Origin of the sequence: Micromonospora sp. BL4, from assembly GCF_003667505.1 — a bacterium.
Classification (GTDB): Bacteria; Actinomycetota; Actinomycetes; order Mycobacteriales; family Micromonosporaceae; genus Micromonospora.
The window spans coordinates 65,637-73,977 of the sequence record NZ_RCVJ01000053.1 but is presented as its reverse complement, the minus strand read 5'-3'; the positions used below and the strand labels follow the sequence as shown (position 1 = coordinate 73,977).

The window sequence follows — 8,341 nt, the reverse complement described above, 5'->3', positions numbered from 1 at the left end:
GAGCCGGCGCATGGCGGGGCGGCGGAGCCGGCGCATGGTGGGGCGGCGGAGCCGGCGGTGGTGGCGGTGCTCGCCGCGGCCGCCGACCGACGTGACCTGCCCGGGTACCTGGGAGTGCTGGCGGGCGCCACGGTGTGCGTTCCGCTCGCCGGGGAACCGGCGGCGGACGCCGACTTCCCGTGGACGGTGGTCGGGGATGCGACCGGCGCGCCGCTGCTGCCGGTCTTCACCTCCCCCCGGGCCCTCGCCGCGTTCGCGGGTGACGACGTGCCGTTCGTCGCGCTGCCCTGCGCCGAACTGTTCGAGGACTGGCCCGACCCGTCGTGGGGGCTGGCGGTCGACCCGGGCCAGGCCCGCGGGATCACCCTGGCCGCGCCGGCGCTGGCGGCCCTGCTCACGGCCAACGTCCCGACGGGTTGACGGTCCGTTCGGCCGGGACCAGGCGGGGCGCTGGCTGCTCGTGCGGCCGGGACCACGCGGGTCGCTGCCTGATTGTGCGGCCGGGACCACGCGGGCGCTAGCTGCTCGTGCGGCCGGGACCACGCGGGCGCTGGCTGCTCGTGCGGCCGGGACCACGCGGGCGCTGGCTGCTCGTGCGGCCGGGACCACGCGGGTCGGCCCAGGGCGGCACGAACCACCCACGGCAGCGGCGTTGGTCACCCCGGAGGGGGTGGCGAATGGCCGCTGGGCTGGGCAGCATGGATGGCATGGACTACGAATACGCGCCGCTGCGGCTGCCGCCGAACGTCGACCGGTTGACCGCCGCGGCGCAGTTGGCGATCCAGGCGGAGTTCTCCGGATGGGAGTTGGCCCGGGTGCGGCTGTTCCGGGACGGCACGCGGCAGGTGATGCTGCGTCGGCGACGGGCCAACCAGCCGCAGCCGGGCCTGTCGTACTGACACCCGGTCGGGCCGGGCGGTGTGACGGCCCGGGGCCCGGCCGTGACCGGTCGGGCCCCGGGCGTCGTACGGCCTAGTGCTGGTGCCCGGCGTGGTCGTGGTCGTCGTCGAGCTCCAGGAACGGGTGCTCGTCGAGCCGGCCGACGAGCCGGTCGTCGACCGCCGGCTGGAACGGGCCGACAGCGTCGTCGTCGTCGAACGACTCCAGGTCGACCGGGGTGCCCACCTCGCTGACCATGACCACCCCGTCGAGGGGCTCCAGCTCGGGGACGTCCAGCGCGCCGAGCGAGCCGTCGCCGCTCTGCAGCAGCTCCAGCACCGCCTCGCCGACACCCTCCACCGGTGCCGGCTCGTCGTCCTCCGGGGTGCCCTCGCGGCGGGCCACCTCGGCCACGCGCAGCAGCGCGGAGACGCTCGGCACCCGGTAGTCGCGGCGCTGGCGCACCGAGATCACCCTGGGGTGGGGGTCGCTGGCCTCGCCGCCCTCGGCGCCGCCGAAGCGCTCGTCGGCCTCGTCCGGGTCGATCGAGTCGACGTCCCACGGCGTCACCTCGCCGAACGCGTCGAGCAGCCGCTCGTCGTAGGCGTAGGACGCGTTGTTCAAAGCCACGTACGCCTGCCAGACGTCGTCGTCGTCGACGCGACCCTGCGCGGCACGTACGGCGGCCAGGTGGTGGCGGGCCGCTTCGATCACCCGCTCGAGAGCGGCGTCCAGCTCACCGTGCTGGTCGGTCATGTGGGGCAGTCCCTTCACGATGGGGAGGATCCGAGCCGGGTGCAGCTGTCGGACCTGGCTAGCAGGTGCGGAGGAACCGGTCGAGAACCCGCACGCCGAACTGTAGTCCGTCGACCGGAACGCGCTCGTCGATGCCGTGGAACAACGCGGAGAAGTTCAGGTCGGCGGGCAGCCGCAGCGGGGCGAACCCGAAGCAGCGGATGCCGAGCTGCGAGAACTTCTTGGCGTCGGTGCCGCCGGAGAGCATGTACGGCACCGGCCGCGCGCCCGGGTCCTCGGCGCGCAGCGCCGCCGACATGGCGTCGACCAGGTCACCGTCGAAGGTGGTCTCCAGGGCCGGCTGCCGCTGGATGTACTCGATCGCGATGTCCGGACCGACCAGCTCGCGCAGCTGCCGCTCCAGCAACTCGGACTGGCCGGGCAGGCTGCGGCAGTCGATGGTGGCGGTGGCCCGGCCGGGGATGACGTTGTCCTTGTAGCCGGCGTTCAACCGGGTCGGGTTGGCGGTGTTGCGGATGGTCGCGCCGATGATGTTGGCGATGGGCCCGAGCTTGGCGATGGCCGTCTCCGGGTCCTCCGGGTCCAGTTCGACGCCGAGCAGGTCGGAGACCTCCTCCAGGAAGGCCCGCACGGTGTCGGTGACCACCACCGGGAAGCGGTGCCGGCCGACCCGGGCCACCGCCTCGGCGAGCGCGGTGACGGCGTTGTCGTCGTGCATCATCGAGCCGTGCCCGGGGCGGCCCTTGGCGTGCAGCCGCAGCCAGTCCAGGCCCTTCTCGGCGGTCTCGATCAGGTAGAGCCGCTGGTTGTCGTTGACCGAGTAGGAGAAGCCGCCCACCTCGCCGATCGCCTCGGTGCAGCCGTCGAAGAGCTCCCGGTGCCGCTCGACCAGGAAGTGCGCGCCGTAGTCGCCGCCCGCCTCCTCGTCGGCGGTGTACGCCAGCACGATGTCGCGCGGGGGCCGTACGCCGGTGCGCTGCCAGTGCCGCACCACGGCGAGCACCATGGCGTCGAAGTCCTTCATGTCGATCGCGCCCCGGCCCCACAGGTAGCCGTCGCGCACCTCGCCGGAGAACGGGTGCACCGACCACTCGTCCGCGTCGGCGGGCACCACGTCCAGGTGGCCGTGCACCAGCAGCGCGCCCCGGCTCGGGTCGGCGCCGGGGATGCGGGCCACCACGTTCGCGCGGCCGGGCGCGGACTCGTGCAGCACGGACTCCAGGCCCACCTCGGCGAGCTTCTCCGCCACGTACTCGGCCGCGCGGCGCTCACCGACGCTGGTGTCGTTGTCCCCCGTGTTGGTGGTGTCGATACGCAGCAGGTCGCGGCAGAGGTCCAGGACCTCGGCGGTGGGTTCCGGTCGGGCGGGGGCGGCGTCGCTCGTCATCGCCTCTTCATACCAGCCCGGGCCGGCCGGCGGGCCGGCGCACCGGGCGCGACAGGCCGGGTATTCAGGTCGGCTGATCCGGGTGCCGGTTTCGCCGGGCGCGCCGCCGGGTACCGCCGCCCACGACCGCACATCCCCTGCCGGAGCTTCCGCCCGCCAGTCGAGGAGGGCACCATGTCCGCCGTTTCCCTGCCGCCGCTGCCGCCCACCCCCGAGGAGGGCTACCGGCCCGGCGGACGCAGCATCGCCGACATCGTGGACCGGGAGCACCAACAGCTACTGACGCTGCTGGACCAGTTGACCGGTCCGGACGCCGCGCCGCAGGAGGGGCTCGCGGTGCTCACGGCCGCCTTGTCGCGGCACCTCTCCGCGGAGGAGCAGTACCTGCTGCCGGCGGTGCGCGCCGCGCTGCCGGACGCGGCCGAGCGGGTGGACGCCGAGATCAACGCCGACGCGGCGCTGCTGGCGACCCTCAAGGCGCTGAGCGACGAGACGCTGACCGAGGTCGTCGAGCGGGTTCGCCGGCACGTGGACCGGGTCGGCGCGCTCGTCGCCGAGCTGCGCGCGGTGGCCACCGAGGAGGAGCTGATCCGGCTGGGCAACCGGCTGGAGATCGCCGAGGAGGCGGCCCCGACCCGACCGCACCCGGGCACCCCGGCCACCCCGCCGTGGAACCGGATCGTCGAGCCGGCGGTGGGCGTGGTGGACAAGGTCCGCGACGTGGTGACCCGCCGGCCGACGTACCTGGCGGACCTGCCGGAGCCACCGCGCGACTGACGAGCGGCGACACCCGCCGTTGCATTCAACCTCACCTATCCGTCCGGACCCTTCCGCCGGCCCCGGCGTAGTCCTACCGTCACGGTATGAACCTGGAGCTGCGACACCTGCGGGTGGTCTGCGCGATCGCGGAGACGGGGAGCGTGACCAAGGCGGCGTCGGCTCTCGGCCTGGCCCAGCCGGCGCTCACCGCCCAGCTCCAGCGGATCGAGCGGACACTGGGCGGGCCACTGTTCGACCGGGACCGCCGCGGCGCGCGCCCCACCGCGCTCGGTGAGCTGGTGCTGGCCCGGGCCCGGGTGCTGCTGCCGGCCATGAAGGGCCTGCAGGACGAGGCGGCCCGGCTGGCCGGCGCCGGCGTGGCGCCCCGCTGGTACCGGTTCGGCGGTGTGAACAGCCCGATCCTGGGGCGGTTGGTGCACCGGCTGGCCGCCGAGCAGCCACCCGCGCAGATCACCACGTACGCGTCCTGGTCGGTGGACGAGTTGGCGCAGCTGGTGGCCGGTGGCCGGTTGGATTTCGCGCTCACCGGCGTGTGCGGTGACGCCGTCCCGTCGGCCGAGTTCGGGCTGAGCTGGCGGGAGGTGTCCGTCGACCCGGTGCTGGTGCTGCTGCCCGAGACGCACCCCCTCGCGGGGCGCGACGAGGTGCGGCTGGTCGACCTGCGCCACGAGCAGTGGGTGGCCGCGCCGGGCGACGGCTGCTTCGGCGACTGCTTCGCCGCCGCCTGCGCCCGCGCCGGCTTCACCCCCCGCAAGGTGTACGAGACCGACGTGCGGGGCTGTGTCGACCTGGTGGACGCCGGCGAGGCGGTGGCCCTGTGCCAGGCGACGTTCCGCCCGGTGGCCGGGCTGGTCACCCGACGGCTGGCCGGGATACCGCTGCGCTGGCGGCTGCTGCTGGGCTGGCACCCGGACTCCCCCGCCGCCCAGGGGGCGGAGCTGGTGCTGGAGACGGCCAAGGCCGCGTACACCGATTCACTTGCCCCGCATCCCGGCTACCTGGCGTGGCTGCTGCGCAATCCCGGGTTCGGCGTCCGGCAGCCCTCCGGGGTCTGATCCACCGTCGGCGGGGTATCTGGCGGACATGACCGACCTCTACCCGCCCACCGGCGACCGGGAACTGCTCCGCCAGGCGGCCGCCGCACACACCGCCGCCATCCGCGAGACGGAGGCGTTCCTGCGCCGGCTGCCGGACGTGCCCGACCCGGCCGACGTCGCCGAGTACGCCAACCTGCTCAGCCGCGAGGAACGGACCCGCGGCGAGCGGGACGCCGCCGCCGACGCGGTCGGGCTGACCATCGGCAGCCTGGAGCCCGATCAGGCCTGACCGGGCTCGACGTGACGGTGCCGCCCCTGCCCGGGACGGCACCGTCGAGCGTGCGTCGCTCAGCGTTCGACGAGGGGGTCGTGGCCCAGGTCGAGCAGCGAGTGCCGCCACTCGTCGTCGGCGTTGCCGCGCGGCGGCTTGGCGTCCATCAGCTCGCGGATCCGGTCGACCGCGTCCCGCATCACCTCGATGTCCTCCGGGGTGAGGTCGACCTTGCGTTTGTTCAGCACCTTGAGGATCTCCCGGCCCGGCTGGGGCAGGTCGAGGGTCGGGTTGGACCCGAACGACTCCTCCCCGGAGCCCCGGGTCAGCAGCCAGGTGCGCAGTTGCTCCGACGGGACGTTGACCTCCGCGTGGAAGTCCTCCCAGAGCACCTCCACCTCGGGATCGATCCGAGTAACGCGTGCCATCAGGTCTCCTCTCCGGGCGGCGACCCGGACGTCTCCGGGCCGTCCTCGTCGGTCTTCGGATGCAGGCCCTCCGGCGGCACCCGGGTCCTCCTGGGATTCGCGGTGGGCGGCGCCAGGATCGGGTCGGGATGGTCGTCCTCGTCCCGGGATTCCGCGGACTCCGCGCTCTCCCGCGGTTCCTCTGGTTCCGGTCGTCGCACGGCCCCGCTCATCGCGGGTGCGTCGTCGTGGCAGCGGTGTACCCCCGCTCGCCCGCGGTCACGTCGAAGGTGAGCGAGCCCTCGCGGGCGTCCACGGTGACCTTCTGCCCGGGCGAGATCGCCGACTCCAGCAGCATTCGGGACAGGTGGTTGTCCACCTCCCGCTGGATCACCCGGCGCAGCGGGCGGGCGCCGAACTCCGGCTGGTAACCGTGCTCGGCGAGCCAGTCGATGCCGGCGGCGGTGAACTCCACCTGGATGTCCTGGGCGTGCATCCGGCGGCGGGTCTCCTCCAGCAGCAGTCCGGTGATCTGACGCAGCTGCTCGGCCTCCAGCCGACGGAAGATGATCACCTCGTCGATCCGGTTGAGGAACTCCGGGCGGAAGTTCTCCTGCAGGCGGCGCATCAACCGCTCGCGCAGCTCGTCGTTCTCCTGCTCGCTGCCCGGCGCGCCGGTGCCGAAGCCCACGGCGCGCTGCGCGCCGGTGATCAGCTCGGAGCCCAGGTTGCTCGTCATGATCAGTACGGTGTTCTTGAAGTTCACCGTGCGGCCCTGGCTGTCGGTCAGCCGACCGTCGTCGAGCACCTGGAGCAGGATGTTGAACACGTCCGGATGGGCCTTCTCGATCTCGTCGAGCAGCACCACCGCGTACGGACGGCGGCGCACCGCCTCGGTGAGCTGGCCGGCCTCCTCGTAGCCGACGTACCCGGGCGGGGCGCCGACCAGCCGGCTGACCGTGTGCCGTTCCTGGAACTCGCTCATGTCCACCCGGACCATCCGGTCCGCCTCGCCGAACAACGCCTCGGCCAGGGCGCGGGCCAGCTCGGTCTTGCCGACGCCGGTGGGACCGAGGAACAGGAAGCTGCCCATCGGCCGCTCCGGGTCGGCCAGCCCGGCACGGGAGCGGCGGACCGCCTCGGCGACCGCGGTGACCGCGTCGTCCTGCCCGACCACCTTCTGGTGCAGGTGACCCTCCAGGCGCAGCAGCCGGTCCCGTTCCTCCTCGGTGAGCTGGCTGACCGGGATGCCGGTGGCGCGGGAGACCACCTCGGCGATCTCCTGCGGCCCCACCTCCGGCACCTGCGAGGAGGAGCCGTCGTCGCCGTTCGCGCGGCGCACCTGCTCCTCCAGCTCGGAGATCCGGTCGCGCAACGTGGAGGCCCGCTCGTACTGCTCGTCGGCGACGGCCTGTTCCTTGTCCCGGCGCACGTCGTCGAGCTGCTGCTCCAGCTCCCGCACGTCGGAGGCGGGGGTGCGGGTACGCAGCCGGACCCGGGCGCCGGCCTGGTCGATCAGGTCGATGGCCTTGTCGGGCAGGAACCGGTCGGTGACGTACCGGTCGGACAGCTCGGCGGCGGCGACCAGCGCCTCGTCGGTGAACCGCACCTGGTGGTGGGCCTCGTACCGGTCGCGCAGCCCGCGCAGGATGGCGATGGTGTCGTCGACGCTCGGCTCGGGCACCAGCACCGGCTGGAAGCGCCGGGCCAGCGCGGCGTCCTTCTCGATGCTCTTGCGGTATTCGTCGAGCGTCGTCGCGCCGATCACCCGCAGCTCACCGCGGGCCAGCGCCGGCTTGAGCATGTTGGACGCGTCCATGCCACCCTCGCTGCCGGCGCCACCGGCCCCGACCAGGGTGTGGATCTCGTCCATGAAGATGATCAGCTCGTCGCGGTGGGCCCGGATCTCGTCGATGACCTTCTTCAGCCGCTCCTCGAAGTCACCCCGGTAGCGGGTGCCGGCGACCAGACCGGCCAGGTCGAGCTGGACCACCCGCTTGCCGAGCAGGGTCTGCGGCACGTCGCCGTCGCAGATCCGCTCGGCGAGGCCCTCCACGATGGCGGTCTTGCCGACGCCGGCCTCGCCGATCAGGACCGGGTTGTTCTTGGTACGCCGGGACAGGATCTCCACGGCCTGCTCGATCTCGTCGGCGCGCCCGATCACCGGGTCGATCTGGTCGGCGCGGGCCAGGTCGGTGAGGTCCTGCCCGTACTGGTCCAGGGTGGGGGTGCCCCGGTCCGGCTTTGGCCCGGTCATCGGCCCTCGCTCGGCGTTGGCGGCCTGCAACGACTCCGGCTGGATCCGGCCGGCGGCCAGCATCCGCCCGGCCGGCGACTCCGGGTTGAGCGGCAGCGCCATCAGGATGTGCTCGGGGCCGATGTAGTTGGCACCCATCGCCCGGGACAACTGGTGGGCGTCGAGCAGCGCCCGCTTGGCCGCCGGGGTCAACGACAGGTTGGGTGGCACTTCGCCGCGTGGCGCGCCGTCGCCCCGCCCGCCGAGCGCGTTGAGCAGGGTGTCCGGGTCGGCGCCGGCCCGGCGTACCAGGTCGCGCAGGGGTTCGCGTTGCAGTGCCGCCCAGAGGAGGTGGTCGGTGTCCAGGTCGCTGCTCTGCCGCTGCGCGGCGCGGCGGGCCGCGTCGGCCAGCATCTCCCGCGCGTCGGCCGTCATCAGCCGGGTGATGTCGACCCGGTGCGCAGGTCGGCGTCCTCCCTCACCCCGGCCGAAGTACCGGGCCAGGAATTCGTCCCACGGGTCGGAGCCGAGGTCGCCGGGTCCCATCATGTCTGTCCTCCGCAGTTGGGTGCGGCACGGTCGCCAGGG

Annotated in this window: 10 protein-coding genes; 5 read left to right on the top strand and 5 right to left on the bottom strand. The window is 73.4% G+C overall.

Annotated features, from left to right (window positions below; all coding sequences use genetic code 11):
- Positions 1-420: SseB family protein (locus EAD89_RS02950; RefSeq protein ID WP_147458739.1), on the top strand; the 420-nt coding region annotated here is incomplete at its 5' end.
- 287 nt (positions 421-707) lie between these two features.
- The gene (locus EAD89_RS02945; RefSeq protein WP_121653854.1) at positions 708-899 is read left to right on the top strand and encodes a DUF5703 family protein; all 192 of its coding nucleotides are present in this window, start codon (positions 708-710) and stop codon (positions 897-899) included.
- A gap of 73 nt (positions 900-972) precedes the next feature.
- Here EAD89_RS02945 and EAD89_RS02940 read toward each other — a convergent pair whose 3' ends face one another.
- A complete protein-coding gene (locus EAD89_RS02940) occupies positions 973-1,635 on the bottom strand; it encodes a hypothetical protein (RefSeq protein ID WP_121653855.1) in 663 nt (220 codons plus the stop codon).
- Between the two features lie 58 nt (positions 1,636-1,693).
- Positions 1,694-3,022: a M20/M25/M40 family metallo-hydrolase gene (locus tag EAD89_RS02935; protein ID WP_121674594.1), complete on the bottom strand. Its 1,329-nt coding sequence runs from the start codon at positions 3,020-3,022 to the stop codon at positions 1,694-1,696.
- A 174-nt stretch (positions 3,023-3,196) separates the two neighbouring features.
- On the opposite strand from EAD89_RS02935, the gene EAD89_RS02930 reads away from it, so the two are divergent.
- From EAD89_RS02930 to EAD89_RS02920, 3 genes are all read left to right on the top strand, one after another.
- Positions 3,197-3,799 (top strand): hemerythrin domain-containing protein, encoded by a 603-nt coding sequence (locus tag EAD89_RS02930; protein ID WP_121674593.1) that lies wholly within the window; start codon positions 3,197-3,199, stop codon positions 3,797-3,799.
- A gap of 86 nt (positions 3,800-3,885) precedes the next feature.
- A complete protein-coding gene (locus EAD89_RS02925) occupies positions 3,886-4,857 on the top strand; it encodes a LysR family transcriptional regulator (RefSeq protein WP_121653858.1) in 972 nt (323 codons plus the stop codon).
- Positions 4,858-4,885: 28 nt separating this feature from the next.
- Positions 4,886-5,128, top strand: coding sequence for a hypothetical protein (locus EAD89_RS02920; protein ID WP_121653859.1), 243 nt, complete (start codon positions 4,886-4,888; stop codon positions 5,126-5,128).
- 59 nt (positions 5,129-5,187) lie between these two features.
- Here the strand turns inward: EAD89_RS02920 and EAD89_RS02915 are convergent, their stop codons facing one another.
- Genes EAD89_RS02915 through EAD89_RS02905 form a run of 3 tightly spaced genes read right to left on the bottom strand, consistent with a single transcriptional unit; the run spans position 5,188 to position 8,302 of the window.
- Positions 5,188-5,538: a DUF3140 domain-containing protein gene (locus EAD89_RS02915; RefSeq protein WP_121653860.1), complete on the bottom strand. Its 351-nt coding sequence runs from the start codon at positions 5,536-5,538 to the stop codon at positions 5,188-5,190.
- A complete protein-coding gene (locus tag EAD89_RS02910; RefSeq protein WP_121674592.1) occupies positions 5,538-5,750 on the bottom strand; it encodes a hypothetical protein in 213 nt (70 codons plus the stop codon). The genes EAD89_RS02915 and EAD89_RS02910 overlap by 1 nt, the downstream gene beginning before the upstream one ends.
- Complete coding sequence (locus tag EAD89_RS02905) at positions 5,747-8,302, bottom strand: ATP-dependent Clp protease ATP-binding subunit (RefSeq protein ID WP_121674591.1); 2,556 nt, start codon at positions 8,300-8,302, stop codon at positions 5,747-5,749. Before EAD89_RS02905 ends, EAD89_RS02910 begins: the two co-directional genes overlap by 4 nt.
- Between the last annotated feature and the right edge of the window lie 39 nt (positions 8,303-8,341).

What these genes read in the sequence shown, in the direction of transcription:
- EAD89_RS02945 (WP_121653854.1), top strand. Translation starts at nt 708, where the DNA reads ATGGACTACGAATACGCGCCGCTGCGGCTGCCGCCGAACGTCGACCGG.
- EAD89_RS02940 (WP_121653855.1), bottom strand. Translation starts at nt 1,635, where the DNA reads ATGACCGACCAGCACGGTGAGCTGGACGCCGCTCTCGAGCGGGTGATC.
- EAD89_RS02935 (WP_121674594.1), bottom strand. Translation starts at nt 3,022, where the DNA reads ATGACGAGCGACGCCGCCCCCGCCCGACCGGAACCCACCGCCGAGGTC.
- EAD89_RS02930 (WP_121674593.1), top strand. Translation starts at nt 3,197, where the DNA reads ATGTCCGCCGTTTCCCTGCCGCCGCTGCCGCCCACCCCCGAGGAGGGC.
- EAD89_RS02925 (WP_121653858.1), top strand. Translation starts at nt 3,886, where the DNA reads ATGAACCTGGAGCTGCGACACCTGCGGGTGGTCTGCGCGATCGCGGAG.
- EAD89_RS02920 (WP_121653859.1), top strand. Translation starts at nt 4,886, where the DNA reads ATGACCGACCTCTACCCGCCCACCGGCGACCGGGAACTGCTCCGCCAG.
- EAD89_RS02915 (WP_121653860.1), bottom strand. Translation starts at nt 5,538, where the DNA reads ATGGCACGCGTTACTCGGATCGATCCCGAGGTGGAGGTGCTCTGGGAG.
- EAD89_RS02910 (WP_121674592.1), bottom strand. Translation starts at nt 5,750, where the DNA reads ATGAGCGGGGCCGTGCGACGACCGGAACCAGAGGAACCGCGGGAGAGC.
- EAD89_RS02905 (WP_121674591.1), bottom strand. Translation starts at nt 8,302, where the DNA reads ATGATGGGACCCGGCGACCTCGGCTCCGACCCGTGGGACGAATTCCTG.